Consider the following 26,324-nt stretch of genomic DNA (forward strand, 5'->3'; position numbering starts at 1 on the left):
GTTCTCGTTCAATGTCCTTGTGGGGCCGCGCTGTTGACGTTCCGTCCGCTCCCGGTGTGCTTACGGGCGTGGAGCATCCCCGCTCCGCCGTCGGTCACCTCCACGGGGGCGCCCGGGGCGGGCGGCGCCGTGCCGCTCTCGGCCCAGACGGCCCGGCGCAGGCACTGGTCCAGCTCCACGTACCCCTGGGGGTGCAGCACGGTGCGCACGACGGCGGTGCGGGCGCCTTCCCGGGCGGCCCGGTCCGGCGCCCGGTGCGTGCCGCTCCCGGTCCGGCCGGCGCGCCCGGTGCGTACGGCGGCGGGCGCGGCGGCGCGAGCGGCCGGGACCGCGTACACCGGGCGCGGGCCCCGGGAGCGGCGTACGGCGAGGACCAGCGCGGCCAGCAGGAGCAGCAGCAGGGCGGCGGTGCCGAGCAGCAGCGGGGAGAGCGAGCGTCCGCCGGAGCCGCCCACGGTGTCCGCGTTGCGGCCGAGTTCGGCGGCGAGGCCCGCGTCCACCAGCTGCTTGCCGCTGACGGTGGCGCCCTGCGAGGCGCCCTTCTTGCCGTCGTCCTTCTTGCCGTCGCCCTTGGCGTCGCTCGCCCTGACCAGGTCGCAGAGGGTGCCGTCGCAGGCGCCCGCCTCCCGCAGCCTGTCCACCGTGGCGGCGTCCAGGCGGGTGATCTCGGCGTCCGGGTCGACCAGCCGGTCCCCGGCGAGGGCGAGCAGCAGGGTGCCGCCCGCCCCCGTGGCGTGCCCCGAGGGCACCATGACGACCAGCGGCCCGCGTTCGAAGGCGGCCCGGCGCTGGGAGAGCTTCCAGGAGGCCGCGTTCCCGTCCAGCTTCAGCGGCTCGCGCAGGGTGACGACGACGGACGCGTCATGGACGCCGACGCGCCCGGCCCAGCAGTCGAGCCGTGCGGTCAGGTTCCCGGCGCACCCCTGGTCCGCGGCGGCGGGGGCGGCGGTCAGCAGCCCGGGGGCGAGCAGGGCCAGGGCGAGCAGCCCGGCCGGCCCGGCACCGCGCAGTCTCCGCCGGAAGTTCCGGACACACCGCATGAGCAAAACCCTCCCGCCCCCCGGAAAAGCACATCGCAAATATGACGCCAACCGGGGTACTCCGAAAGGGTTTTGGCCATTCACGCCAGCCACAACTACAACTTGAAAACCTGATGGCACCGCAAGAACATCTGCCGCGCCTGTTCCAGCCATTCATCGGCCAGGAGATCGAATTCCGGCTGGCTCATCCGGCAGTTGAGGGGCAGCGTGCACACCCCGGCGATACAGGGCCGGGGGCCGCGCACGTCCCACACCGAGAGCATGGGGACCAGTTGTTCGGTGTTCCACGCGTTCGCCGCGGCGGCGGCCGTCGCCAATTGGTCGCCGCGCAGAAAGCGGCCGTCCGTCATGAACGCCACCAGGAGTCTTCTGGTGGTCATGAAACGGGCGGTGACGGACCGGCCCGCCTCGGTCAGGTCGAAGCGCAGCGACACCGAGACGGTGTCCTCCTCGCGGTGGAGGTTGCGCCCGGCCGCCCAGCCGTGGACGAGCCCCCGCCACTGCGCGCCCACCCCGGCGCCGCTCCCGGCTCCCTGGGCCATCGGCGTCCGCTCAGAGTCCGGCACGTTCCACCGCCTCGATCACCATCGCGTCGGTGAGCCCCGCCTCCAGCAGCGTCTGCGCGTGCAGCCGCAGACAGGACGGCACGGACACCCCGGCCTCGGCCACCCGGCGGGCCCGCAGCTCCCCGGTGCGCACCCGGATCCGCCGGGCCACGGTCGGCGGCGGCCAGCTCAGCGCCCGCGCCTCGTCCGCGTCCGGGCCCAGCAGCCCGGCCAGCAGGGCGGCGAGCGCGGGCCGCCCGCCCGGCTCCTTGGCCAGGCACTGGGCGACCAGCGCGCCCAACTCGCCCGGCACGTCGTCGAGATCGGGTTCGGCGTGCACCACCCGGTAGGCCACCCCGGCGCCGTGGCCGAACGGCGGGCGCCCGGTGACGGCGTACACCAGCACCCCGCCCAGCGAGAAGACGTCGCTGGCCGGGCCGACCCCGCCCGCCCCGGTCATCTGCTCCGGCGACATGTACGGCGGCGTCCCCATCAGGGCGCCCGCCCGGGTGAGCCCGGTGGCCCCGGCCACGCTGGAGATCCCGAAGTCGATGACGCGCGGCCCGTCGGCGGCCAGCAGCACGTTCGACGGCTTGAGGTCGCGGTGCACCACCCCGGCCGCGTGGATCGCCTGGAGCGCCTCGACCAGGCCCGCGCCGAGCCGCCGCGCCTGGTCCTCGGTGAGCGGCCCGTCCGTGGCCACCGCCTCCGACAGGGCCGGGCCGGGTACGTACGCGGTGGCCAGCCAGGGCAGTTCGGCCTCCGGGTCGGCGTCGACCACCGCCGCCGTGAAGGCCCCGCCGACCAGTCGCGCCGCCGCCACCTCACGGGCGAAGCGGCGCCGGAACTCCGGGTCGGCGGCGAGCTCGGGGCGGACCACCTTCACCGCCACCGCACGGCCCGCGCGCGAACGCCCCAGATACACCCACCCCATCCCGCCCGACCCCAGCCGCCCGGCGATGCGGTACGGCCCCACCCGCAGAGGATCGCTGACCGGTGTGCGCACCCCGCCACCTCACTCGGCTCATCCCGCGCTCACCGTCAGAGTGTGCCGCGTACGGCCGCCGGTGGCAGCCGCGATACCGAAACGCAATCCCGCGAGGGGAGCCGGAACGTGTCCGGCCCCCGGAGCCGTGAGGGGGCTCCGGGGGCCGGTCGTATCGTGGCGGACCGTCGTGACCCCACTGGTCAGGGCGGTGTTTCGGGGCAGCCCGCCACGAGTCTCACGGGCGGGCGGGTCAGCCCAGACGGGCCACCAGCGCGCGGTACTCGTCCCACAGCTCCTTGGGCGTGTGGTCGCCGAAGGTGTTGAGGTGCTCGGGGATCAGCGCCGCCTCCTCGCGCCAGACCTCGGTGTCGACCTTGAGCAGGAACTCCAGGTCGTCCTCGGCCAGTTCGAGACCGGCCGTGTCCAGGGACTCCTTGGTCGGCAGGATGCCGATCGGGGTCTCGACGCCCTCGGCCCGGCCCTCCAGGCGCTCCACGATCCACTTCAGGACGCGGCTGTTCTCGCCGAATCCGGGCCACACGAACTTGCCCGCGTCGTTCTTGCGGAACCAGTTCACGTAGTAGATCTTGGGCAGCTTGGCGGCGTCCGCGTGCGCGCCGACCTTGACCCAGTGGGCCATGTAGTCGCCCATGTTGTAGCCGCAGAACGGCAGCATGGCGAACGGGTCGCGGCGCAGCTCGCCGACCTTGCCCTCGGCGGCGGCGGTCTTCTCGGAGGCCACGTTGGCGCCGAGGAAGACGCCGTGGTTCCAGTCGAAGGACTCGGTCACCAGCGGCACCGCGGAGGCGCGGCGGCCACCGAAGAGGATCGCGGAGATCGGGACGCCCTTGGGGTCCTCCCACTCGGGGGCGATCGTCGGGCACTGGCCGGCCGGGACGGTGAAGCGGGCGTTGGGGTGGGCGGCCGGGGTCTCGGACTCGGGCGTCCAGGCGTTGCCCTTCCAGTCCGTCAGACGCGCGGGCGCCTCCTCGGTCATGCCCTCCCACCACACGTCGCCGTCCTCGGTGAGGGCGACGTTGGTGAAGACGGAGTTGCCCCACAGGGTCTTCATCGCGTTGGCGTTGGTGTGCTCACCGGTGCCGGGCGCGACGCCGAAGAAACCGGCCTCGGGGTTGATCGCGTACAGCCGGCCGTCCTCGCCGAACCGCATCCACGCGATGTCGTCGCCGATGGTCTCGACGGTCCAGCCGGAGATCGTGGGCTCCAGCATCGCGAGGTTGGTCTTGCCGCAGGCGGACGGGAAGGCGGCGGCCACGTACTTGGACTCGCCCTGCGGCGGGGTGAGCTTGAGGATCAGCATGTGCTCGGCCAGCCAGCCCTCGTCACGCGCCATGACGGAGGCGATGCGCAGCGCGTAGCACTTCTTGCCGAGCAGGGCGTTGCCGCCGTAGCCAGAGCCGTAGGACCAGATCTCGCGGGTCTCGGGGAAGTGCGAGATGTACTTGGTGGAGTTGCAGGGCCACGGCACGTCGGCCTCGCCCTCGGCCAGCGGGGCGCCGAGCGTGTGGACGGCCTTGACGAAGAAGCCGTCGGTGCCGAGCTCGTCCAGGACCGGCTGTCCCATGCGGGTCATCGTGCGCATGGAGACCGCGACGTACGCGGAGTCGGTGATCTCGACGCCGATGGCGGAGAGGTCCGAGCCGAGCGGGCCCATGCAGAAGGGCACGACGTACATGGTGCGCCCGCGCATCGAACCCCGGAAGATCCCCTTCTCGCCCGCGAAGATCTCCTTCATCTCGGCGGGGGCCTTCCAATGGTTGGTCGGCCCCGCGTCCTCCTCCTTCTCGGAGCAGATGAAGGTGCGGTCCTCGACCCGGGCGACATCGGTCGGGTCGGACGCGGCGTAGTAGGAGTTCGGGCGCTTGATCGGGTCGAGCTTCTGGAACGTCCCCTTGGCGACGAGCTCCTCGCAGAGCCGCTCGTACTCGGCCTCGGAACCGTCGCACCAGACCACCCGGTCCGGCTGCGTGATGGCCGCGATGTCGTCCACCCAGGAGATCAGCTCCTGGTGGTTGGTCGGGACAGAAGTGGGAGCCGCGATGTCGCGCGCCACGATCGCTCCTTGTTGAGGGTTCGGTATCCCCTTGTGGGGGAATTTCGTTCGTTGCCCCGTGGGGGCTGCGACCCGGATGCTTCTTGACGCTGGCGCTCATCCGGTGCCGACCGCACTCATCTGATCATCCGCGTCGCTCGCCCATATGTCCAGAGGCACTCTCACGTGAGCAGAGTGAGCATCGCCACTCGTTGTTCACCTCTCGGGCATCCGGGCGTCGGGGGACATGGCGTTACCGGCCGCACCTATCCGTAACTTACGGAGCCGTAGGTAGCATGCGGGACATGACTGATCAGGTGACGGCCCTCGCGCCGGCAAGGCCCCTGAAGCCCAAACTGCGCGGCTGGCTGCACGCCGGGATGTTTCCGGCCGTGGTCGTCTCCGGCCTCGTGCTCACCGCACTCGCCCATTCGACCCGGGGCCGCGTCGCCTGCGGGATCTACGTCCTGACCGCCTGCCTGCTCTTCGGCGTCAGCGCCCTCTACCACCGGGGCGACTGGGGGCCGCGCGGCGAGGCGATCCTGCGCCGCCTCGACCACGCCAACATCTTCCTGATCATCGCGGGCACCTACACCCCGCTCACCCTGCTGCTGCTCCCGGACGCGACCGGGCGCACCCTGCTGTGGGCGGTGTGGGCGGCGGCGCTCGCCGGGATCGCCTTCCGGGTCTTCTGGGTCGGCGCGCCGCGCTGGCTCTACACGCCCTGCTACATAGCGATGGGCTGGGCGGCGGTCTTCTTCCTGCCCGACTTCATGCGCACCGGCGGCATCGCGGTCTTGGTCCTCGTCATCGTCGGCGGCCTCCTCTACAGCGCGGGCGGCGTGATCTACGGCATCAAGCGCCCCAACCCCTCGCCGCGCTGGTTCGGCTTCCACGAGGTGTTCCACTCGCTGACCCTGGCCGCGTTCGTCGTCCACTACGTCGGGATCTCCCTGGTCGCGTACCAGCACTCTTGACGGCGAGCCTCTTTTGAGAGTTACTGTCACTTGACGGTGACTCTCACGGAGGTGTGCCATGGCGCAGGAGCAAGGTCCCGACCCGAGGCGCTGGTGGGCGCTGGGTGCCATGGTCGCCAGCCTGCTGGTGCTCGGCTTCGACACCACGATCCTCAACGTCGCGCTCCCCACCATGGCGCGCGACCTCGGCGCCACCACCGGCCAGCAGCAGTGGATGGCCGACGCCTACATCGTCGTCTTCGCCGCCCTGATGCTCCCGGCGGGCCTGCTCGGCGACCGCTTCGGCCGCCGCCGGATGCTCGTCACCGGCCTCGGGATCTTTCTCCTGGGCTCCCTCGTCGGCGCGCTCACCACCAGCGTCGCGGCCGTCATCGCGGCCCGCGCGGTCATGGGCGTGGGCGCCGCCTTCGTGATGCCGCTCGCCCTGGCCGTGCTGCCCTCGCTCTTCCCCGCCGAGGAACGCACCAAGGCCGTCTCCCTCGTCACCGCCGCCTCCGCGCTCGGCCTGCCGCTCGGCCCGATCATCGGCGGCTTCCTCCTCGACCACTTCTGGTGGGGCTCGGTCTTCCTCATCAACGTGCCGATGGCGGCGCTCGGGATCACCGCCTGCCTCCTGCTGCTGCCCGAGACCCGCGACCCGGCCGCGCCCCGCGTCGACACCGTCTCCACCGCCCTCACCGCCGCCGGCCTCGGCGCCCTCATCTACGGGATCATCGAGGCGCCCACCCGGGGCTGGGGCGATCCGGTGGTGCTGGCCGCGCTGGGCGGCGGCGCCGCGCTGATCGCGGCCCTCGTCGTACGGGAGCGCCGCGTGCCGCGCCCCATGCTGGACATGTCGCTCCTCGCCCACCGGCCGTTCCTGCTCAACACCCTGGCCGCGACGCTGGTGATGTTCATCCTGTCCGGGCTGATGTTCGTCCTGCCGCAGTACCTCCAGGCGGTCCTCGGCAACGACGCCTTCGGCACCGGGCTGCGGATGCTGCCGCTGATGGGCGGGCTGATGGTGGCGGCCAAGGCGGGCGAGCCGCTGGTGCGCCGGTTCGGTGCGCGCGCCACGATCAGCGCCGGGCTCGTGGTGCTGGCGTTCTCCGCCTTCCTCGGCAGCCGCACCTCCCTCGGCGACGGCTACGGCTTCACCGCGCTGTGGCTCTCCCTCGCGGGCGCCGGATTCGGCTTCGCGATGGTGCCCGCGATGACGGCCGCGCTCGCCACCCTGCCGCCGGACCGGGCGGGCAGCGGCTCCGGACTGCTGATGACCGTCCGCCAGGTGGGCAGCGCCGTCGGCATCGCCCTGCTGGGCTCCCTGCTCGCCGGGGTCTTCACCGACCGGCTCGACACGGCCGGGGTGCCGGGCCCGCTCGCGGACCGCGCGGGCGACTCCGTGGTGGCCGCGCACCTGGTCGCCGCCCGCCTCGGCGACACCCGGCTCGCCGCGTCCGCCGACTCCGCGTACGTCCACGGCATGGACACCGTCCTGGTGGTCTGCGGGGTGGCCGCGCTGATCACCGCGCTGCTCGCGGCGGCCCTGCTCAAGCCGGGCGAAACCGGCCGCCCGGCGCGGGCCGACGTGGTGACCGAACCCGTCGATGCCTGAGAATGCCCCCATGGCCTCCGCACACTCCCGGTCCCTCGACTCCCTCGCCGAGGACATGCAGCCGCAGCTGGGGCTGCGCGAACGCAAGAAGCTCAAGACGCGCGTCGCGATCCGGCGCGCCACCTACCGGCTGATCGCCGCGCAGGGGTACGAGGCGACCACGGTCGAGCAGATCGCGGAGGCGGCCGAGGTGTCGCCGTCCACGGTGTTCCGCTACTTCCCGACCAAGGAGGACATCGTCCTCACGGACGAGTACGACCCGATCATGGTCGCCGAACTGCGGGCCCGCCCGGCCGACGAGCCCCCGCTGGAGTCCCTGCGCCAGGTCCTCGTCAAGGCGACCCGGCTGGCCCTGGAGCACGAGGCCGAGGAGATGACGCAGCGCACGACCCTGCTGGCCCGGGTCCCTGCGCTGCGGGCCCGCATGATGCAGTCGATGGCCCTCACCAGCCGCCTCCTCTGCGCGGTCCTGGCCGAACGCACCGGCCACGAGGAGGACGAACTGGAGGTACGGGTCTTCGCCATGTCGATCCTGGGCGCGCTCTACGAGACGACGGTGTACTGGGCGGAACGCGACCACAAGGACGACTTGGTCGACCTGGTGGACCGCTCCCTGAACACCATCAAAAACGGCCTGACCCCCTGACCCGACACCCCGCCCAGCCAGGGGCGCGGGGAACTGCGCGAGCAACCCAACACGGCCCGCAGACGAACGAGGTTTTTCAGGGGCGCGGGGAACTGCGCGAGCGACCCAGCACGATCCGCGGACGAAGGCGGGTTCAGGGGCGCGGGGAACTGCGCGAAAAGCGACCACGGCCCGCAGCCGAAGTCCGGACACACAAGGGGCGCGGGGAACTGCGCGAGCGACCCAGCACGGCCCGCGGCCAAAGACCGGGCACCAGGGGGCCCGGGTCACCAGCCCCGGACCCCGCAAGGCTCAGCGCTGACGCGCCGCCAGGGACTTCGCGGCCCGCACCCGCCCGGGTGCCAACACGTCGACGGTCCCCGCCCCCGCCCCCGGCGCAAGGCCCCACGCCCGCACCTTCGCGGCGACCCGCCGCAACCCCGAATCCCCGGGCCGCACATCGATCTGGAAGTGCGACTCCTTGGGAACCGCCTCGTCCCCGCCCCACTTCACCACCCCCTCCAGATCCGCCAGGATGTCCCGCACGACCAGGAGTTCGGCCGGGAAGAACCCGTCCCGCGCCCGCACGGGATACAGCAGCGGCCGTACCGCGACCGCCGTGCCCGAGAGGTGGTTGCTCTCGTACGGCGCCGCCACCGCCCGCTCGGTGGCGTGCCCCACGAGGTCGTGCACGCCCAGCGTGTGGATCTCGTAGTGGTAGCGCCGCACCAGATGGGTGAGCACGGTCGCCACGTCACCGTCCACGGCCGCGAAGGAGACCCCGCCCGCGCCCTCGACGCGGTGCGCGGGCGCGGCGGCCACGACGGGCCAGCCGTTGGCGGAGGTCCGGCCGTGCCACCGCGCCGGGGCCGGCCCGGCGGGCACGGCGGGGACCGGGTTCGCGGCCGGGGCGGGGCCCGGGGCGGCCACGGCCGTACCGGGCAGCCCGCCCGCGACCAGCGCCGCCCCGCCGGCGACACCGGCACCGGCCACCAGGAAGCGGCGCCGGCCGAGGCCCGCCGTCCGCGTCATGACTTCGCTCATGCTTGGGTTCCTCATCCCTCTCGTACTCGGGCTCGCACCCGGGCCTACAGACCGGCCTTGCCGTTCGCTTCCTGCATGACCCGCTCGTGGAGCACATCGGCGAAGCCCTGGCAGAAGTCGGTGAGCTGCTGCGCGGGCAGCTTGTTCGGCATGACGGCCTGCGGCCCCGCCTGCTTGCGGATCAGATCGATGCGGCCCTGGTAGACGAGCGGGTCGATCGGGTCGGCCAGCACGCTCCTGGCCATCGCCACGACGTTGTCCACGCTGCCGCCGAACCGCATCTCGAAGAAGTCCCGGAAGCGCGTGAGGGCGCCCATGTCGCGCTCGCCGAGGCCGTAGTGCTCGCGGGCGACGCCGAGCAGGTGCTCGCCGCCGTTCTCCATCCGCCGGGCGAGCAGATAGCCGTCCACGTCGCTCACCAGGTCGTTGAAGCCGAACGTGGAGGCCACGCCGATCCGGCCGAGCTTCTCCTTGCAGTAGGTGCGGCCCGACGCGTACGACTTGACGTCCCGCTGCCACTCTCCGTAGAAGGTGATCAGGTCACCGGCCCAGCCGACGATGTCGCCGACGCCGACCGTGCGGACGTCGGCGTGCTGCGGCTTGACGTAGTGGCCGTTGGCGCCCGCCATCATGTGCTGGACGCCCAGCATGTAGCCGCTGACCGGGTCCTTGAACTGCTCGAAGACCTTGACGCCCCGGTCCTCCGCGAACTTCACGAAGTCGTCGGGGACGTTGCCGATCAGCGCCCACCACTGGAAGCCCCGGTAGTCGAGGTGGCGGGCGTACTCCAGGGTGAGCCGGGCGGGGTCGCCCTTGCCGTACTGGAGGGCCAGCGGATAGAGCTGTTCGAGGTAGTGGATGAAGTCGGAGGCCGGGTTCACGTCCTTGTTGACGGAGTTCTGGCCGTCGTCGGTCCCGGCGCGGTGCGCGTCGTTGTCGAGGTCGAACGTGTCGCCCCCCGAGCTGAAGCGGAACTCCTTGATCTGGTTGAACGCCCAGTTCGGCGGCAGCGGGAAGCCCAGGTTGCCGGAGAAGCCCCAGGACATCCCGGAGACGAACGAGTAGCGCGCGTCGGTGAACTTGCTGACCTGGGTGCAGACGTTGCGCGAGCCGTAGACGCCGTGGACGTACTTCTTGCCCCGGAAGGCGAGCCCGGCCTGGACGCCCTGGAAGTACGGCACGATGTTCGAGGTGATCTCGTCGGCCGTGGCGTCGTAGTCGACGGCGAAGTAGATGACCGTGCCGCGGTTGAAGCCGTACCCCTCGGCGAGGCCGTTGGCGTTGACGGCGTGCGAGAAGCCCTGCTCGTACGTGAAGTCCTGGAGGCGGCGCGCGTTGTCCTGGTAGATCGGGAAGACGCTCAGGCCCGCGGCGAAGATGTCCTGGAGCTCACCGGTCTTGATCTCCTTGTCCAGCGTGCTGCCCGGCGGGTCGTACAGATAGCGGCCGACGTGCCGGTAGCCCGCCTTGAAGAGGGCGTCGGCGCGGGCCCGGGTGATCTGGAAGCGGGTGTCGCAGGCGGCGGTGGGGCGCTCCGGGTCGCCGGTGGAGACCAGCAGCTGCGCCCAGGTGGCGTAGTCGCCGTTGCCCGCGCGGTTGGCGAGCTCGGAGAAGTCCTGGAAGTCCGCCACCCAGTCCTTGAGCGCCGTGTCGAAGGTGGACCGGAAGGTGACCTCGGAGTTGCCGCCCTCGCTGACGAGCGGCGAGTTGAGCGCGCAGGCCGCGGAGAAGAGCTCGACGAAGACGCCCGAGTCGCCCTGCTTGACGGAGTGGGCCTTGAGCCCGGCCTGGGTGCCGGGGCCGAAGGAGCCGGTCGCCTGGTCGTCGGGGATGCCGAGTTCGTACTGGATGGCCTTCATCAGCGACTTCTGCACGTCGCGGGAGTAGATGCCGTCCGCCGGGCCGAGGAAGAACGAGGACCGGCCGTAGTAGCGGCCGTTGAGCCAGCGCTGGACGGCCCGGACGCGGTCGGTGCCGCCCGGCACCGAGACGTACGCGTCCATGCTCAGCAGCGCCTTGAAGACCTTCGGCTGGACCGAGCCGTTGGAGGCGTCGATCCCGGCGTCGTTCTTGAGCGCCCGCACCGACTTGTCGGTGGCCGAGCCGTACGAACCGGAGCCGTCGCCGCCCCAGTAGCCCTTGCAGAACAGGGCGTGTTCGACGATCTTCTTGATGTTGGCGTTGGACTCGCCCGCGCCGATGTCGGGCCGGGCCGCCAGCTTGGCGAGGGTGCCCGGGCCGAAGCTCGCGACCAGCGGCGCGATGCCCAGCTCGGCCTGGAGCGCCATGGTCAGCGCGAACATCGTCGACCAGCCGGTGCGCCCGTCTTCGGGGGCCTTCACGAAGCCGGGAACGGCCGCGTATGTGGCGTTGACCCATTTCTGGGCAGCAAGGACCTTCTCGTCCGCCATGTGTCTCTCTCCGGTGAGCGGGGCTCGGGACTCGGGGGTGCGTGAATCCTGCGAGCGGAAGAAGGCATTCCGGCATAGCGGTACGGACGCCGACGCCCCTGCGGGCATGGCGGAACGACCCTATTCCTGAGCTGATTTCCCCACGTCACCTCGGCGTCAGCGTCCCCCGTCGACTGCCGATGATGGGGTGATCATAACTGACTGACCATCCGGTTATTGCTGAACGCGAGCACGTCAAAACATGTCGTACGATCTCCCCCGCACCAGATCGACCGGTGCGTGAACAGGGTTCGACAAGGGGGAACAACTCATGAGCACGGGCAAGAAGTTCGCCGTGGCCGCGGCCACCGGCGCGCTGGCCTTCACGGGCATGGCCGCCACCGGCGGCACCGCCTACGCCGGCACCAACGGCCAGCAGATCGTCATCCACGACGAGACGCACCGGGTGGCGTCCATCAAGATCGACGGCTTCGACCAGGGCGGCCGTCCGGCCCACGCGTGCCTCGCCACGCCGGGCTACGAGACCCGCTTCAACGGCTGGTGGTGGCGCGACTCGATGCACTTCAGCAAGTGGACCGACCGCAACTGCGGCGCGAGCGGCGGCAAGTGGCTCGGCTCGCAGGACGAGTGGGTCCCGGCCTGGATGGCGCCGGACCGCGGTGACTGGTGGTACATCGGCATCTACAAGAACGACAACTAGTCGTCCGGGGTTCCCCGCGCCCATCCGGGCACGGGCCCTCGGCGGGGCGCCCAGCGCGGCGACCCCGCTCGGGTTCCCCGCGCCCACCCGGGCGCGGGGAACCCCACCGGTGCCGACCCGTACCCGCGCCGGCGCTCAGGACAGCGCCCTCGCCAGCTCGTCCGCGCTGGTCACGGGGGCCTCGCAGGTGAAGTGGCGGCACACGTAGGCCGCCGGAACGCCGTCGACCAGCGGCCGGTCCGCGAGCAGGGGGAACTCGGCGCCGCCCGGCTCCCCCGCCGCCACCACCGCGCCCGGCGCCCGCCCCAGCAGCGCGGCCCGGTGCAGCTCGCCGCCGACCGGCCCCACCACCGCGACCTCACGGGGCCCGTCCAGCAGCGCCTCGGCCGTGGCCAGGCCCCAGCCGATGAACCTCGGCGCGCGCGGCCCCAGCGCCTTCACCACGCCCAACGCGCCCTCGGCGGCCGTGCGATGGGCCTCCGAACCGGTGTGCGCCGCGTACGAGAGCAGCGCCCCGGCGGCGGCCGTCCAGCCCGACGGGGTCGCGCTGTCGGTCGGATCCTGCGGACGCCGGATGAGCTCCTCCGCGTCGTGCCCGGTGTCGTAGAGCGCCCCGCCCTCACCGGCGAACCGGTCGAGGACGTTGTCGAGCAGGAATCCGGCGAACTCCAGCCAGACGCCCTCGCCGGTCACCCCCGCGAGCGCCAGGAACCCCTCGGCGACGTCCGCGTAGTCCTCCAGGACGCCGTCGTTGGCGCCCACCCGGCCGTCCCTGGACGTGCGCGACAGCCGCGCCCGGCCGTCCAGATGGACCCGGACCAGCAGGTCCGCCGCCTCCGTCGCCCGCTCGACCAGGTCCGGGCGGTCGAAGTACGCGCCGGTCTCCGCCAGCGCCGCGATCGCCAGGCCGTTCCAGGCGGCGACCACCTTGTCGTCGCGGCCCGGACGCGGGCGCTCCTCGCGCGCCGCGAGCAGCCGCGCGCGCACCCCGGCGTCCACCGGGCCGCCGTCCAGCGGGAGTTGCAGCACGGAGGCGCCCTCCTCGAAGGTGCCCTCGGGGGTGACGCCGAAGTGCCGGGCCGCCGCCGCCCCGTCCTTCTCGCCCAGCACCCGCGCCAGCTCGCCGGGCGTCCACACGTAGAACGCGCCCTCCACGTGCCGCCCGGTGCCGTCGTCGCTGTCGGCGTCCAGCGCCGAGGCGTAGCCGCCCTCGGCGGTGCGCAGCTCGCGCACCATGAAGTCGGCGGTCTCCAGGGCCACCCGGCGCGCCAGCTCCGAACCGGTGGCCCGCCACAGCCGCGCGTACACCCGGCACAGCAGCGCGTTGTCGTAGAGCATCTTCTCGAAGTGGGGCACCACCCACTCGCGGTCCACCGAGTACCGCGCGAACCCGCCGCCGAGCTGGTCGTAGATGCCGCCGCGGGCCATCTTCTCGCAGGTGTCGACGGCCATCTGGAGCGCGCCCTCGGAGCCGGTGCGCGCGTGGTGGCGCAGCAGGAACTCCAGCGTCATCGACGGCGGGAACTTGGGCGCCCCGCCGAAGCCGCCGCAGCGCTCGTCGTAGTCGCGGGTGAGCCCGAGCAGGGCCGCCGCCAGCTCCTCCTCGCCGGGCGTCCCGGCGTCGCCGCCGTGCGGCAGCTCGCGCTCGCCGAGGTCCCGCACGATCTTCGCCGCGACCTCGCCGACCTCCTCGCGCCGGTCCGCCCAGGCGGCCCGCACCCCCTCCAGGACCTGCGGGAACGACGGCATGCCGTGGCGCGGCTCGGGCGGGAAGTAGGTACCGAAGTAGAACGGTTCGGCGTCCGGCGTCAGAAAGACGGTCATGGGCCACCCACCCTGCCCGGTGGCCGCCTGCACGGCTTCCATGTACACGGCATCGACGTCCGGCCGCTCCTCCCGGTCGACCTTGACGTTGACGAAGTGCTCGTTGAGGAACGCGGCGGTCCGCTCGTCCTCGAACGACTCGTGGGCCATGACGTGGCACCAGTGGCAACTGCTGTACCCGACGCTGAGCAGCACCGGGACCCCGCGCTCGCGCGCCTCCGCGAACGCCCGGGGCGACCAGGGCCACCAGTCGACCGGGTTCTCGGCGTGCTGGAGCAGATACGGGGACGTCTCATGGGCCAGGCGGTTCGGCATGGCCCCATCCTCCCCCACGGGCGAGATGATCCGCCGACTCCCTCGCGCCGACGCGCGGCAGGCACGACACTTGACACCACCTGCACACTCGACCAGGAGTCGAGTCGCATCCGACGCTCTCGGAGGGGGACCACATGCGGGACGGCCATCGGGCGGAGGCCGAGCGGCTGTTGGCGCGGGCCGTGGAGGAGGAGGTCCGGCGCTCCGGCGGCCGGGCCGACGCCAACGCGCTGCTGACGCGCGGCCGGGCGGCCCTGGACACGCTGGCAGCCGCCGCCGACGAGGAGTACGGCGCGTACACCCGCGCCCTGGACGAGGCGGCGGCCGGGCAGCTGTCGCTCGGCGCCCGGTTCGGCCGGGAGCGGGCGGGCACCGCGTTCCTGGCCGCCGGAGTCGCGGCGGGCGCCGCCGTGCTGGCCGATCTGGCGCTGGGCGCGGGCGGCGGCCCCGCCGCGGGCGCCGGGGCCGCCGCCGCCGTCGCCGGGGCCGCGGCCACCGTCGTACGGGTGACGGCCGCGCACCTGCCCGCCGCGCAGAGACGCGCGGGCGAGCTCTCCCGGCCGGGCGGCGCCGAGCAGTTGCGCCTGCAGTGGCTGACCGCGCTCGACGTCCGGGGCATCCGGCCGTTCCTGGACCAGCAGCGGATGGTGACGCCGGGCACCCGGACCGGCAAGAAGACCGCGTCCTCGGTGCCCACCCAGCTGCGCGGCACGGACAAGAGCGCGGCGGCCCGGCGCCGTTCGGTCCTGGAGCAGTCCTTCACCCATCTGCCCGAGCCGCAGGGCCCGTTCGCGGGCCGCCGGGCCGAACTCACCCGGATCGCCCAGTGGGTGCACTCCGCGCGCGCCGCGACCGAGACCCGGCCGACCGTGGTGGTGCTGCACGGCCCGTCCGGCTCCGGCCGCTCCACGCTGGCGGTGCGGGCGGCGCACCAGCTCAGGGACCAGTTCCGGGGCGCGTGCCTGGTCGACCTGCGCGGCGGCGGGCAGGGCGCCCAGCCGCTGGCCACCCGCGACGCGCTGCTGCACCTGCTCAACCGGCTGGGCGCGCCCCGCGAGCAACTCCTCTTCCGCGACGGGGCCTCCCCGGGCCGGGCCGAGACGAGGACCCGCGGCACCTCCACCGCCGACCAGCAGGTGCGCCGCCTCGCCGAGCTCTACCACCAGCATCTGACGGGCCTGGCGGTCACGGTCGTCCTCGACGACGCGAGCGGCGCCGAACAGGTGCGCACCCTGGTGCCCGAGCGCTCCGACAGCCTGGTCCTGGTGACGGCCGCGCACCCCCTCGAACTGCCCGCCGACTTCCCGGCCTGGGTGCACCAGCTGGCCGTCGGCCCGCTGGACGAGGCGGGCGCCGAGGAGCTGCTGCGCGAGGCGGCCAAGGACGAGGCGAAGGAGCCGTACGACGCCGAGGCGGCCCTGCTCGTACGGGAGTTGTGCGGCGGGCTGCCGCTGGCGCTGCGGATCGCGGGCTCGTCGCTGGGCCCGCGCGACACCCGCGAGCTCGCGGCCGACCTCGGGGCGTACGGCCCGGTCGCGCCGGTGGAGCGCGCGCTGTGGCTGCGCTACACCGACCAGCCCGAGGCGTCCCGCCGGCTGCTGCGGCGCCTGGCCCTGGCCGGGCGGGCCTCGCTCGGCGCCGCCGCCGCGGCGGCGCTGCTGGCCACCGGCGAGAGCGAGGCGGGCACCCTCCTCGCGGAGCTGGCCCGGGCCGGCCTGGTGGACCGGGTCCGCGCCGACCGCTACCGGCTGCACGACACCGTACGGGCGTTCGCGCTGGCCCGGCTGGCCGACGAGGAGGAGCCCGGCGAGCGCTCGGCCGCCCAGGAGCGGCTGATCCAGAACTACGCGGACCTCGCCGACGCGGTGATCCGCATGGTCGACGGCAAACTCTCCACCCGCGCGGGCCAGTTCGGCGGCCACGGCTTCGCCTCGCTGGACGCGGCGCTGCGCTGGCTGGACGACGAGTCGAGCTTCATCACGGCCGCGCTGCGCGACGCCCAGGACGTCGACCAGCAGGCCGTGCTCAACCTGCTGGGCGCGCTGTGCGACTACTGCCTGCTCCGCGGCGACCTGTACCGGCTCGGCGAGATCAGCGAGCTGTCCCAGGCCGTCGACCAGGGGCTCCTGGAGCGTTCCGTACGGTGGCGCACCGGCATCGCGGCCCGTCAGCTGGGCGAGCTCGACAAGGCCCGCACCACCCTGTCCTCGGTGGTCGGCCTCTACCGGGAGGCGCACCACGACGCGGGCGCGGCCCTCGCGCTCTGCTCCCTCGGCATCACCCTGCACCACCAGGGCAACCTCACCGAGGCCGCGGCCAAGCTGCGCGAGGCCATCGCGCTCCAGGCCGCGCCCGAGCAGGACGAGGACCGGGCCTGGTCGCTGCACGCGCTGGCCGCCGTCGAACGCGACCGCGCCGACCTCGCCCAGGCGCTGTCCCTGCTGGACACGGCGCTCGCCCTGCACCGCGAGGGCGAGTCGCTGCACGGCGAGGCGTGGAGCCACTTCCAGCTGGGCCAGGTGTGCCTGCGGATGGGCGACGTGCCGCGCGCCGAGGACGAGCTGCGCACCGCCCTCGACCTGTACGGGCGGACCCGGGACGGCCGGGGCGAAGCCTGGGCGCTCACCCAGCTCGCCCGCGCCCGGCTGGTCGACGGCGACCCGTCACCGGCCGTCGACGGGCTGCGCCAGGCCCTCTCCCGCCACCGCGAGCAGGAGGACGCGCGCGGCGAGGCGTGGACGCTCTACTACCTGGGCCAGGCCCTGGAGGAGCGCGGCGACCGCGACCAGGCGGTCCGCGAGCTGGAACGGGCCCGCACGATGTTCTCGCGGATGCGCGACGTGTACGGGCTGGCCTGCGCGCGCCACCACTCCGGCCGCGTCACCCGCGACCAGCGGGCCGCCCAGACCGGCAACCTGCGCAACTCCGGCTTCGCCCGCCAGCTCCTGGTGGACGCGCGCGCCGACTTCCACCGGATCGGGGTGGCCCACGGCGAGGCGTGGACGTGCCTGGAGCTGGCCGTGGTGGACGCGGGCAACAACCGCGCCCCGCAGGCGCTGGCCCTGTGCGACGAGGCGGTGGCGCTCTTCGACTCGTACGGTGACCGCCGGGGCGGCGACTGGGCCCGCTTCCTGCGCTGCACCCTGCTGCCGTACGCCTCGGCGGGCGGCTCGGAGATCGGCACGGCGGTGGCCCAGGAGGAGCTGTCCCAGCTGATCCGCGCGGGCCACGACACGCGCGACGGCAAACTGGAGGACTGCGCCGAGGCGTACGCGCTGATGCTGGAGCGCGGCGTGGAACTGGAATCGGGCTGGCAGGCGTGGCACCTCGGCCTGGTCCCCACGAGACACTCCCGAGAGGTCATGGGAGTACCCCTGGCGACCCCCCACTAGCCCACAGCGAGGTTCCCCGCGCCCCTGGAAGGACCCCACGGTCCCCTCTCCAGGGGCGCCCTCAGACAAAAACCGGCCCCGATCAGGGGCGCGGGGAACTGCGCGAGCAACCCACCACGGCCCGCAGCCGAAGACCGGCCAAAAAGGGGCGCGGGGAACTGCGCGACCAGCCCAGGACGGCCCGCAGCCGAAGACCCGCCCGGCGCAAGCCCTACGCCTTCTTGGGCCGCCCCGCACCAGACGCAGCCGGCGAGGCCGGGGAGCCGGCGCCCCCCGTCACATCACCCTGCTCCGGCGACTCCTCGAAGTCGACCTTCCCCATGTGCCGGTTCATGGACTTCATCAGCATCCACACCCCCACGGCCAGCGCCGCGAAGACGATGAAGCCGAGGACGCCGGGCGTCACCTTGTTGTCGTCGACCTCCTTGGCCAGAGGGACGAGATGCGTCAGTGCGAGGCTTGCGCTCATATCAGGCATTCTCCCGTACGCCCGCGAAGAGGTCGTCCTCGGGGAGGGAAGTGTCGACGAGCGACTTCGCCAGCTCGTACTCCTCCGTCGGCCAGACCTCCTTCTGGATCTCCATCGGCACCCGGAACCAGCCCCCGTCGGGGTCGATCTGCGTGGCGTGCGCGATCAGCGCCTTGTCCCGGATCTCGAAGAAGTCGGCGCAGGGAACGTGCGTGGTCAGCGTGCGCTCGACCCGCTCGAACTCCTTCCACCGCTCCAGCCACTCCGCGTACGGGGACTCCATGCCCCGGTCGAGCAGCGCGTGGTGCAGCGCCAGGGTGCGCGGCTTGTTGAAGCCCTGGTTGTAGTAGAGCTTCCGCGGCTGGTACGCCGGGCCGAACTCGGACTCCGGGAACTTCTCGGTGTCGGCCGCGCCGTCGAACGCCACCATCGAGATCTTGTGGGTCATGATGTGGTCGGGGTGCGGGTAGCCCCCGTTCTCGTCGTACGTGGTGATGACCTGCGGGCGGAAGGCGCGGATCTTGCGGACCAGCTCACCCGCCGCCTTGTCCACGTCCTCCAGGGCGAAGCAGCCCTCGGGCAGCGGCGGCAGCGGGTCGCCCTCGGGCAGGCCCGAGTCGACGAAGCCCAGCCACTCCTGCTTGACCCCGAGGATCTCGCGGGCCTCGTCCATCTCCTTCTTGCGTACCTCGTGGATGTGCTCCTCGATGTACTTGTCGCCCTGGAGCTTGGGGTTGAGGATGGAGCCGCGCTCGCCTCCCGTGCAGGTCACCACCAGCACGTCCACCCCCTCGGACACGTACTTCGCCATGGTGGCCGCGCCCTTGCTCGACTCGTCGTCGGGGTGGGCATGCACGGCCATCAGTCGCAGCTGCTCAGTCAAGACAAGATCCTCAAGTATTCGGCGCCCGGTGTGTTGCCCTCGGTGATCCGGCGCGATGGGCGGCTTCTATAGTGACCGAATCGGGGGGCGGAAAATTCCGGCACCCCCAGCAGCAGGAGGACGATCATGGCCGCGGCAAGCCGGCAGCTTCCCGACGGGCGCTACGGGCGCACCGCGGACCAGCGCGCCGACCGGAAGCTGAAGATCATCGGCTCGGTCCTGGGCGTCGGACTGCTCGGCGTCGTCGGCTGGATCGGCTACGACTACGTGGGCAGCCGGTCGGTCTCCGCCGAGGTCATCAAGTTCAAGGTGGTCTCCGCCAAGGCCGTCGAGGTGCACCTGGAAGTGCGCAAGGACACCGGCGAGACCGGGGTGTGCACCCTGCGCGCGCTGGAGAGCGGCGGCGACGAGGTGGGCCGCAAGGACGTGCGGTTCGAGCAGCGCGAGAACCGCATCGACCAGGTGATCACCGTGCAGACCACCTCGCGGGCCACCGCCGTGGACCTGGTCGGCTGCAAGTCGGTCTGACCCGCCGCGCAGGGCCCACCGCGTACGGTCGCCGCGCCCGCCCCGGGCGTACGGTCACCGCGCCGGCCCGCCCCGTCGCCTCCGGCCCGTCGCGTCCGATCACTCCATCGGGCCCGACCCGGCCGGAGCCGGAGCCGGTCGCTCCGCGCTGACCTGCGCCTACGTTTTCCCTACGGTTTTCGTCCTCCCCCTTCGGGCCCGTAATTGTTAGGCTCGTGGTTTCGCCCGCCCGAGAAGGCACATCCTTCTGGGTAGGGCGATGCGCTTGTATTCCCAGTACCGACGAGGAGCACCTGTGACCCAGACCAGCGACAACGTCACCTGGCTGACCCAGGAGGCGTACAACCAGCTCAAGGCCGAGCTGGAGTATCTGTCTGGTCCCGCGCGCACGGAGATCGCCGTAAAGATCGCGGCGGCCCGCGAGGAGGGTGACCTCCGGGAGAACGGCGGGTACCACGCGGCCAAGGAGGAGCAGGGCAAGATGGAGCTCCGGGTCCGCCAGCTGACCCAGCTCCTGGAGCACGCCAAGGTGGGCGAGGCGCCCGCCGCGGACGGCGTGGTGGCCCCCGGCATGCTCGTCACGATCGCCTTCGACGGCGACGAGGACGACACCCTGGAGTTCCTGCTCGCCTCGCGCGAGTACGCCTCGACCGAGATCGAGACCTACTCGCCGCAGTCCCCGCTGGGCTCCGGCGTCAACGGCAAGAAGATCGGCGAGGACGCCGAGTATGAGCTGCCGAACGGCCGGAAGGCGTCGGTGAAGATCCTCGCGGCCACCCCGTACACGGGCTGAGCCCTTCGCCAAGGACCACGGGCCCCCGGCCGTCCCGCCAGGACGCCGGGGGCTTCGCCGTACCGCTCAGGCGGTCGGCCCAACCGGTCCGCTCACGCCGTCGCCGAGCGGTACTTGCGCACCGCCAGGGTCCGGAAGACCACGATGATCACCAGCGACCAGAGCAGCGAGGCGATCACCGGGTGCTGCATCGGCCAGGCGTTGGACGGCACCACTCCGGGGTTGCCGAAGAGGTCGCGGCACGCCTGGACGGTGGCGCTGAACGGGTTCCACTCGGCCACGTGCCGCAGCCAGGGCGTCATCCCTGACGTCGCCACGAACGCGTTCGACACGAACGTCACCGGGAAGAGCCAGATCAGCCCGCCCGAGGTGGCCGCCTCCGGGGTCCTGACCGACAGGCCGATCAGGGCGCCGATCCAGGAGAACGCGTATCCCAGCAGGAGCAGCAGGGCGAACGCGCCGAGCGCCTTGGGTACGCCGTGGTGCACCCGCCAGCCCACCAGCAGCCCCACGGCGGCCAGCACCACCACGGTGAGCGCCGTCTGCACCAGGTCGGCCAGGGTGCGGCCGGTGAGGACCGCGCCGCGGGCCATGGGCAGCGACCGGAAGCGGTCGATGAGCCCCTTGTGCATGTCGTCGGCGATCCCCGCGCCCGCGCCCGCGGTCGCGAAGGTGACGGTCTGGGCGAAGATGCCCGCCATCAGGAACTCCCGGTACCCCTTGGGGTCCAGGGAGCCGCCGATGCTGACCGAGCCGCCGAAGACGTAGCTGAACAGCACCACGAACATGATCGGCTGGATCAGCCCGAAGATGATCATTTCCGGGATGCGCATCATCCTGATGAGGTTGCGCTTGGCGACGACGAGCGAGTCGCTCACCGACTGCACCACGCCCCCGCGCGGCTGCGGGGCCGTGAGGCGCGGGGTGTCCACGACGGCGGTCACTTGGCTGCCTCCTTCTCTGCCTCTTCCTCTTCCTTGAGCTCGGCCGCGTGGCCGGTCAGGGAGATGAAGACGTCGTCGAGGGTCGGCCGGCGCAGCCCGATGTCGTCGATCTCCACCCCCCGGTTGTCGAGCTCGCGGATGACCTCGGCGAGCAGCTTGGCGCCGCCGGTGACCGGGACCGTGAGCTTGCGGGTGTGCGCGGCGACGGCGACCTCGCCCTTGCCGAACCCGGCGAGGACCGAGCGCGCGGGCTCGATCTCCTCCTGCTGGTGCACCACGACCTCGACGCGCTCGCCGCCGGTGCGGGCCTTGAGCTGGTCGGCGGTGCCGCGCTCGATGACCCGGCCGTGGTCGACCACGCAGATGTCGTGCGCGAGGTGGTCGGCCTCCTCCAGGTACTGCGTGGTGAGCAGCAGGGTGGTGCCGCCCGCGACGAGCTCCTGGATGACCTCCCACAGCTGCTGGCGGTTGCGCGGGTCGAGGCCGGTGGTCGGCTCGTCCATGAACATCACGGGCGGCGAGACGACCAGGGCAGCCGCGAGGTCGAGGCGGCGGCGCATCCCGCCCGAGTACGTCTTCGCGGGGCGGTCGGCCGCGTCGGCGAGGTTGAACTTCTCCAGCAGCTCGCCCGCCCTGGCCTTCGCCTGCCTGGCCTTCATCTGGTAGAGCTGGCCGACCATTTGGAGGTTCTCGCGGCCGGTCAGATACTCGTCGACGGCCGCGAACTGGCCGGACAGACCGATCGCGCGGCGCACCTCGTTGGGATGCTTCAGCACGTCGATGCCCGCGACCGTGGCCCGGCCGCTGTCGGGCTGGAGCAGGGTGGTCAGGACGCGCACGGTGGTGGTCTTGCCGGCGCCGTTCGGGCCGAGCAGGCCCAGAACCGTGCCCTCGGGGACATCGAGGTCCACGCCGTCCAGAGCCTTTACGTCGCCGAACGTCTTCACCAGGGCTTCGGCGTAGATGGCGCCTGGCATGTTGGTACCCCCAGAGTTGGGTGTCGTCTGTACACAAATCCTAGGATTGCCGGACATACGATGCCCGGTGGAGCTGTGGCGCGAAACACAGACTAACGCGATGTATCGCGTTCCCTCAAGAGGTGTGCACGGGGTTTGGCCCGCCCGGCACGGGTCGCGGGAGCGAGCTCAGGAAATGATCCGGTAGCCCGCCTCCCGCAGCGCCGCCCCGACCTCCCGGCAGTGCTCCGGACCCTTGGTCTCCAGGTGCAACTCCACCTCCACCTCCGTGAGTCCGAGCCGGGGATCGGTCCGCACATGGCTCACGTCGAGGACGTTAGCGTCGAGCACTGACAAAGCCCTGAGAAGCTCGGCCAGCACCCCCGGCCGGTCCGTGATCCGCAGCCGCAGGCTCAGGTAGCGGCCGGCCGCCGCCATGCCGTGCCGCAGGATCCGCTGGAGCAGCACCGGATCCACGTTCCCGCCCGACAGCACCGCCACCACCGGCCCCCGGAACGCCCCCGGATCGCTCAGCAGCGCCGCCACCGGACTCGCCCCGGCGGGCTCCACGACCAGCTTGGCCCGCTCCAGGCAGAGCAGCAGCGCACTGGACAGCGCGTCCTCCGACACCGTACGGATCTCGTCGACCAACTCCCTGACCAGCGCGAACGGCACGTCCCCGGGCCGCCCCACCTTGATCCCGTCGGCCATCGTGGGCGCCGGGTCGATCGCCACCGGGTGCCCGGCCGCCAGCGAGGGCGGATACGCGGCCGAGGCCGCCGCCTGCACCCCGACCACCTTCACGTCGGGACGGACCGCCTTGACCGCGAGCGCGATGCCCGCCGCGAGCCCGCCGCCGCCGACCCCGACCAGGATCGTGCGCACCTCCGGGCACTGCTCCAGGATCTCCAGGCCGACCGTGCCCTGGCCCGCGATGACGTCCGGGTGGTCGAAGGGGTGGATGAAGACCGCGCCCGTCTCGCGCGCGTGCTCCTCGGCCGCCGCCAGCGTCTCGTCGACGACCGTGCCGCGCAGGACGACCTCCGCCCCGTACTCCCGGGTCGCGGCGACCTTCGGCAGGGGCGCGCCCAGCGGCATGAACACCGTGGAGCGCACGCCCAGGAGCGAGGAGGCGAGGGCCACTCCCTGCGCGTGGTTGCCCGCGCTGGCGGCCACCACCCCGGCCGCCCGCTCCTCCGGACGCAGCCCGGCGATCCGCACGTACGCGCCCCGCAGCTTGAACGAGCCGGTCCGCTGGAGGTTCTCGCACTTCAGGTGCACCGGCGCCCCCACCAGTTGCGTCAGATGCCGCGACCCCTCCATCGCGGTCATCCGCGCGATGCCCGCGAGCATCTTCTGGGCGCCCCGCACATCGTCGAGGATCAGGGGGTGCGAGGGGCCGGACGTGCTGAAGCTCATGCCGTCAAGTCTCGCAGCTCATGGGCCCGACGGCCGCTGGGACCGGATCCTCGCGGCAGTTGTCCACAGCTTTGCGCAGGGCCGGTACGCGTACCCCCCGGGCCGCGTACTCTGTCCCCCACCACACCGACCGCCGCACGAGAGAGCCCCGGCCATGCCCACTACTCAGGACATGACTTCCCATCTCGACCCAGGTCTCCTCGATGCCCTCCAGCACCAGGTGGCCGTCTTCGCGCGCCGCGCGGAGCAGACCCGCCTCGGCGGCGTCGGCCAGGTCCGCAACTCGATGGACCGCGCCGCCTACCTGCTGCTCAACCGCCTTGACCAGGAAGGCCCGATGGGCGTCAAGGCGCTCGCCGCGGGGATGGGCATCGACTCCTCGACCGTCACCCGCCAGGTGGCCCCGCTCGTCGACACCGGCCTGGTGAAGCGGACCTCTCACCCGGAGGACGGCCGCGCGGTCGTGCTCCAGCTCTCGCCGCGCGGCCAGGCCCGCCTCGAAGAGGTCCGCTCCTCGCGGCGCGAGCTCATGGCGCAGGTGACCCAGGGCTGGTCCGAGGAGGAACGGGAGTCCTTCTGCACCCTCCTGACCCGCTTCAACTCAGCTCTGTCAGCCCGTCAGTCGGCCGGTCAGGACCCGGCGGTGCCGACCTCTTGACCTGCGGCGCGCACGGGCTTCAGATGAGGCCATGCGCGAGCGGCAGGCGGAACGAAGACGTCGCGGCGCCCGCGAGTTCGAGGCGTTCGTCGCGGGCGCCGGCGGCCGTCTGCTGCACACCGCGACCCTGCTGACCGGCGAGGCGCCCGCGCACAACGCGCGGGCCAGGCGGCTGCTCACGGCCGCCCTCGCGCGTACGTACGCGCACTGGGACCCCGAGCGCGGCGAGGACCCGTACGACCGCACCCGTCAGGAGCTGGTGGCCCGGTTCGCGGCCACGGCCTGGCGCCACCACCTCCACCGCGAACCCGGCGGCGAACTGGGCGTACTGGCCCGGCTCACCCCCCAGGAGCGGCTCATCCTGGTGCTGCGGCTGTACGAGGGGGTCGCCGAGGAGCAGGTCGCCGCGCTCGTCGGGCTGCCCGCCGAGCGGGTCCGGGTGATCTGCACGCGCGCGATCGCCACCCTGCGCAGCACCCCCGGCGGCTCCCGCCGCCCGCGCCCCCGGCCGAGCGCCGAGGGGGTCCTGTGAGCGAGGGGGTCCCATGAGCCTGCCCGACCGCAAGGAGGAGGAGGTCCGCCGCCTCCTGGACGTGCCGCACCCGGCCGTACCGCCCGAACTGGCCGCAGAGGCGGCGGAGTTGGGGACCCGCCTGCTGCGCCGCCGCCGGGTGGCGCGGCGCCTGGCGTGGCTGCTGCTGACCGCCGCCGTGCTCGCCTTCACCGTATGGGCGGCCCGGACGCACCCCTGGGTGGCGCCCCCGTCGACGGTGGCGCCACCGGTCGACGGCTTCTGAGCCGGGCGCGGGAGCCCCGGGAGGACCCGGGACCCCCACGGGGTCCGAAGGCGTCAGCCCAGCGCCTGCTGGAGGTCGGCCAGCAGGTCGTCCACGTTCTCGATGCCGACCGACAGGCGCACCAGGTCGCCCGGCACCTCCAGGGCGGACCCGGCGACGCTGGCGTGCGTCATCCGGCCCGGGTGCTCGATCAGCGACTCGACGCCGCCCAGCGACTCACCGAGCGTGAAGACCTTGGTGCGGGCGCACAGGTCGACCGCCTCCTGCTCGCCGCCGGTCACCCGGAACGACACCATGCCGCCGAAGGCGCGCATCTGCTTGGCCGCGACCTCGTGGCCGGGGTGCTCGGGCAGCCCCGGGTAGAGCACCTGCGACACCTTGGGGTGCCGGGTCAGCATCTCCGCGATCTTGCCGGCGTTCTCGCTGTGCCGGTCCATGCGCACCGGCAGCGTCTTGATGCCGCGCAGCACCAGCCACGAGTCGAACGGCCCGGCCACCGCGCCCATCGCGTTCTGGTGGTACGCCAACTCCTCGCCCAGCTCGGCCGAGTTGGTGACGAGGGCGCCGCCCACGACGTCCGAGTGACCGCCCATGTACTTCGTCAGCGAGTGCACGACGACGTCCGCGCCCAGCGCCAGCGGCTGCTGGAGGTAGGGGCTCGCGAAGGTGTTGTCGACGACCAGCTTGGCACCGGCGTCCTTGGCGACCGCCGCGACCGCCGCGATGTCGGTGATGCCGAGCAGCGGGTTGGAGGGCGTCTCGACCCAGATCGCCTTCGTACGGTCGGTGACCGCGGCCCGCACCGACGCCGGGTCGGAGGTGTCGGCGACCGACCACTCCACACCCCACCGGGAGACGACCTTGGCGAAGAGGCGGAAGGTGCCGCCGTATGCGTCGTTGGGGATGACGACGTGGTCGCCGGGGGCCAGCAGCGTACGCAGCAGGCAGTCCTCGGCGGCGAGCCCGGACGCGAAGGCGAGACCCCGGACACCGCCCTCCAGGGCCGCCAGGTTCTCTTCGAGGGCGGTACGGGTCGGGTTGGCGCTGCGGCTGTACTCGTAGCCGCCGCGCAGCCCGCCGACGCCGTCCTGCTTGTAGGTGGAGACCTGGTAGATCGGGGGTACGACCGCACCGGTCAGCGGATCCGCGGTGTTCCCGGCGTGGATCGCGATGGTCTCGAAGCTCTTGTCGAGGTGCTCGTGGCTCATGGATGCGAAGCCTAGTTCTCCGTCGGCGGAGGTGGGGGTGCTCGCCGTTTCCTGAGATCCGGTTCGCCGATCCGTGAGATCGGGGGCCGTGCCCCGGGGTCCGGTCCGGGGCCGGGGGCGGGCCGGGGCGATGGTGGCTGCGGGCCGGGCGCGGGGCGGGG

The 26,324-nt window shown here is 72.5% G+C and carries 22 protein-coding genes and 1 pseudogene; 10 read left to right on the forward strand and 13 right to left on the reverse strand.

The genetic code is table 11. The features are described 5' to 3' along the window. Positions 1-8: 8 nt before the first annotated feature. The 4 genes and pseudogenes from AB5J87_RS13305 to AB5J87_RS13320 all read right to left on the reverse strand — a co-directional run bounded on the left by AB5J87_RS13305 (position 9) and on the right by AB5J87_RS13320 (position 4,647). The gene (locus AB5J87_RS13305; RefSeq protein WP_369376753.1) at positions 9-1,040 is read right to left on the reverse strand and encodes a hypothetical protein; all 1,032 of its coding nucleotides are present in this window, start codon (positions 1,038-1,040) and stop codon (positions 9-11) included. A gap of 95 nt (positions 1,041-1,135) precedes the next feature. Continuing rightward, the gene (locus tag AB5J87_RS13310) at positions 1,136-1,606 is read right to left on the reverse strand and encodes a hypothetical protein (protein ID WP_369376754.1); all 471 of its coding nucleotides are present in this window, start codon (positions 1,604-1,606) and stop codon (positions 1,136-1,138) included. A 214-nt stretch (positions 1,607-1,820) separates the two neighbouring features. Next, a pseudogene (locus tag AB5J87_RS13315) lies at positions 1,821-2,561 on the reverse strand (serine/threonine-protein kinase); the annotation flags it as partial. Positions 2,562-2,823: 262 nt separating this feature from the next. Then, entirely contained in the window at positions 2,824-4,647 is a 1,824-nt protein-coding gene (locus AB5J87_RS13320) for a phosphoenolpyruvate carboxykinase (GTP) (RefSeq protein WP_369376755.1), read from the reverse strand. 275 nt (positions 4,648-4,922) lie between these two features. Here AB5J87_RS13320 and AB5J87_RS13325 point away from each other — a divergent pair, with 275 nt between their 5' ends. The 3 genes from AB5J87_RS13325 to AB5J87_RS13335 are packed head-to-tail and all read left to right on the forward strand — an operon-like array spanning position 4,923 to position 7,843. Continuing rightward, positions 4,923-5,603 (forward strand): hemolysin III family protein, encoded by a 681-nt coding sequence (locus AB5J87_RS13325; RefSeq protein ID WP_369376757.1) that lies wholly within the window; start codon positions 4,923-4,925, stop codon positions 5,601-5,603. A 58-nt stretch (positions 5,604-5,661) separates the two neighbouring features. Beyond that, positions 5,662-7,197 (forward strand): MFS transporter, encoded by a 1,536-nt coding sequence (locus AB5J87_RS13330; RefSeq protein WP_369376758.1) that lies wholly within the window; start codon positions 5,662-5,664, stop codon positions 7,195-7,197. Positions 7,198-7,207: 10 nt separating this feature from the next. After that, entirely contained in the window at positions 7,208-7,843 is a 636-nt protein-coding gene (locus AB5J87_RS13335) for a TetR/AcrR family transcriptional regulator (RefSeq protein ID WP_369376759.1), read from the forward strand. 291 nt (positions 7,844-8,134) lie between these two features. Here the strand turns inward: AB5J87_RS13335 and AB5J87_RS13340 are convergent, their stop codons facing one another. Continuing rightward, positions 8,135-8,866, reverse strand: a complete 732-nt coding sequence (locus AB5J87_RS13340; protein ID WP_369376760.1) for a hypothetical protein — start codon at positions 8,864-8,866, stop codon at positions 8,135-8,137. Positions 8,867-8,910: 44 nt separating this feature from the next. After that, on the reverse strand, positions 8,911-11,277 hold the full coding sequence (locus AB5J87_RS13345) for a glycoside hydrolase domain-containing protein (RefSeq protein WP_369376762.1): 2,367 nt from the start codon (positions 11,275-11,277) through the stop codon (positions 8,911-8,913). A 310-nt stretch (positions 11,278-11,587) separates the two neighbouring features. On the opposite strand from AB5J87_RS13345, the gene AB5J87_RS13350 reads away from it, so the two are divergent. Continuing rightward, complete coding sequence (locus AB5J87_RS13350; protein WP_369376763.1) at positions 11,588-11,977, forward strand: hypothetical protein; 390 nt, start codon at positions 11,588-11,590, stop codon at positions 11,975-11,977. Between the two features lie 135 nt (positions 11,978-12,112). Here the strand turns inward: AB5J87_RS13350 and AB5J87_RS13355 are convergent, their stop codons facing one another. Further along, positions 12,113-14,116: a thioredoxin domain-containing protein gene (locus AB5J87_RS13355; RefSeq protein ID WP_369376764.1), complete on the reverse strand. Its 2,004-nt coding sequence runs from the start codon at positions 14,114-14,116 to the stop codon at positions 12,113-12,115. Between the two features lie 134 nt (positions 14,117-14,250). Between AB5J87_RS13355 and AB5J87_RS13360 the strand changes: the two genes are divergently transcribed. After that, positions 14,251-17,508, forward strand: a complete 3,258-nt coding sequence (locus tag AB5J87_RS13360) for a tetratricopeptide repeat protein (protein WP_369376765.1) — start codon at positions 14,251-14,253, stop codon at positions 17,506-17,508. 211 nt (positions 17,509-17,719) lie between these two features. On the opposite strand, the gene AB5J87_RS13365 is transcribed toward AB5J87_RS13360, so the two are convergent. Both AB5J87_RS13365 and mca read right to left on the reverse strand, forming a co-directional pair. Next, complete coding sequence (locus AB5J87_RS13365; protein ID WP_369376766.1) at positions 17,720-17,986, reverse strand: hypothetical protein; 267 nt, start codon at positions 17,984-17,986, stop codon at positions 17,720-17,722. Then, positions 17,979-18,860, reverse strand: coding sequence for a mycothiol conjugate amidase Mca (gene mca, locus AB5J87_RS13370; RefSeq protein ID WP_369376767.1), 882 nt, complete (start codon positions 18,858-18,860; stop codon positions 17,979-17,981). Before mca ends, AB5J87_RS13365 begins: the two co-directional genes overlap by 8 nt. Before the next feature lie 126 nt (positions 18,861-18,986). On the opposite strand from mca, the gene AB5J87_RS13375 reads away from it, so the two are divergent. Next, complete coding sequence (locus tag AB5J87_RS13375) at positions 18,987-19,388, forward strand: DUF4307 domain-containing protein (RefSeq protein WP_369376768.1); 402 nt, start codon at positions 18,987-18,989, stop codon at positions 19,386-19,388. 295 nt (positions 19,389-19,683) lie between these two features. Continuing rightward, the gene (gene greA / locus AB5J87_RS13380; RefSeq protein WP_101389794.1) at positions 19,684-20,181 is read left to right on the forward strand and encodes a transcription elongation factor GreA; all 498 of its coding nucleotides are present in this window, start codon (positions 19,684-19,686) and stop codon (positions 20,179-20,181) included. A gap of 92 nt (positions 20,182-20,273) precedes the next feature. Here greA and AB5J87_RS13385 read toward each other — a convergent pair whose 3' ends face one another. The 3 genes from AB5J87_RS13385 to ilvA form a co-directional block, all read right to left on the reverse strand. After that, positions 20,274-21,125: an ABC transporter permease gene (locus AB5J87_RS13385; protein WP_369376770.1), complete on the reverse strand. Its 852-nt coding sequence runs from the start codon at positions 21,123-21,125 to the stop codon at positions 20,274-20,276. Then, positions 21,122-22,102 carry an ATP-binding cassette domain-containing protein gene (locus tag AB5J87_RS13390; protein WP_369376772.1) on the reverse strand — a complete coding sequence of 327 codons (981 nt, stop codon included), beginning with the start codon at positions 22,100-22,102 and terminating at the stop codon, positions 21,122-21,124. Before AB5J87_RS13390 ends, AB5J87_RS13385 begins: the two co-directional genes overlap by 4 nt. Before the next feature lie 168 nt (positions 22,103-22,270). Continuing rightward, complete coding sequence (gene ilvA, locus AB5J87_RS13395) at positions 22,271-23,500, reverse strand: threonine ammonia-lyase (RefSeq protein WP_369376773.1); 1,230 nt, start codon at positions 23,498-23,500, stop codon at positions 22,271-22,273. A 154-nt stretch (positions 23,501-23,654) separates the two neighbouring features. Between ilvA and AB5J87_RS13400 the strand changes: the two genes are divergently transcribed. The 3 genes from AB5J87_RS13400 to AB5J87_RS13410 are packed head-to-tail and all read left to right on the forward strand — an operon-like array spanning position 23,655 to position 24,955. Beyond that, the gene (locus AB5J87_RS13400; RefSeq protein ID WP_369376774.1) at positions 23,655-24,158 is read left to right on the forward strand and encodes a MarR family winged helix-turn-helix transcriptional regulator; all 504 of its coding nucleotides are present in this window, start codon (positions 23,655-23,657) and stop codon (positions 24,156-24,158) included. A gap of 31 nt (positions 24,159-24,189) precedes the next feature. Further along, positions 24,190-24,690, forward strand: coding sequence for a sigma factor-like helix-turn-helix DNA-binding protein (locus tag AB5J87_RS13405; protein ID WP_369376775.1), 501 nt, complete (start codon positions 24,190-24,192; stop codon positions 24,688-24,690). A gap of 13 nt (positions 24,691-24,703) precedes the next feature. Then, positions 24,704-24,955, forward strand: a complete 252-nt coding sequence (locus tag AB5J87_RS13410) for a hypothetical protein (RefSeq protein WP_369376776.1) — start codon at positions 24,704-24,706, stop codon at positions 24,953-24,955. Positions 24,956-25,008: 53 nt separating this feature from the next. Here the strand turns inward: AB5J87_RS13410 and AB5J87_RS13415 are convergent, their stop codons facing one another. Next, a complete protein-coding gene (locus tag AB5J87_RS13415; protein ID WP_369376777.1) occupies positions 25,009-26,163 on the reverse strand; it encodes a cystathionine gamma-synthase in 1,155 nt (384 codons plus the stop codon). Positions 26,164-26,324 lie beyond the last annotated feature (161 nt).

Source organism: Streptomyces sp. cg36, from assembly GCF_041080675.1.
Taxonomy (GTDB): domain Bacteria; phylum Actinomycetota; class Actinomycetes; order Streptomycetales; family Streptomycetaceae; genus Streptomyces.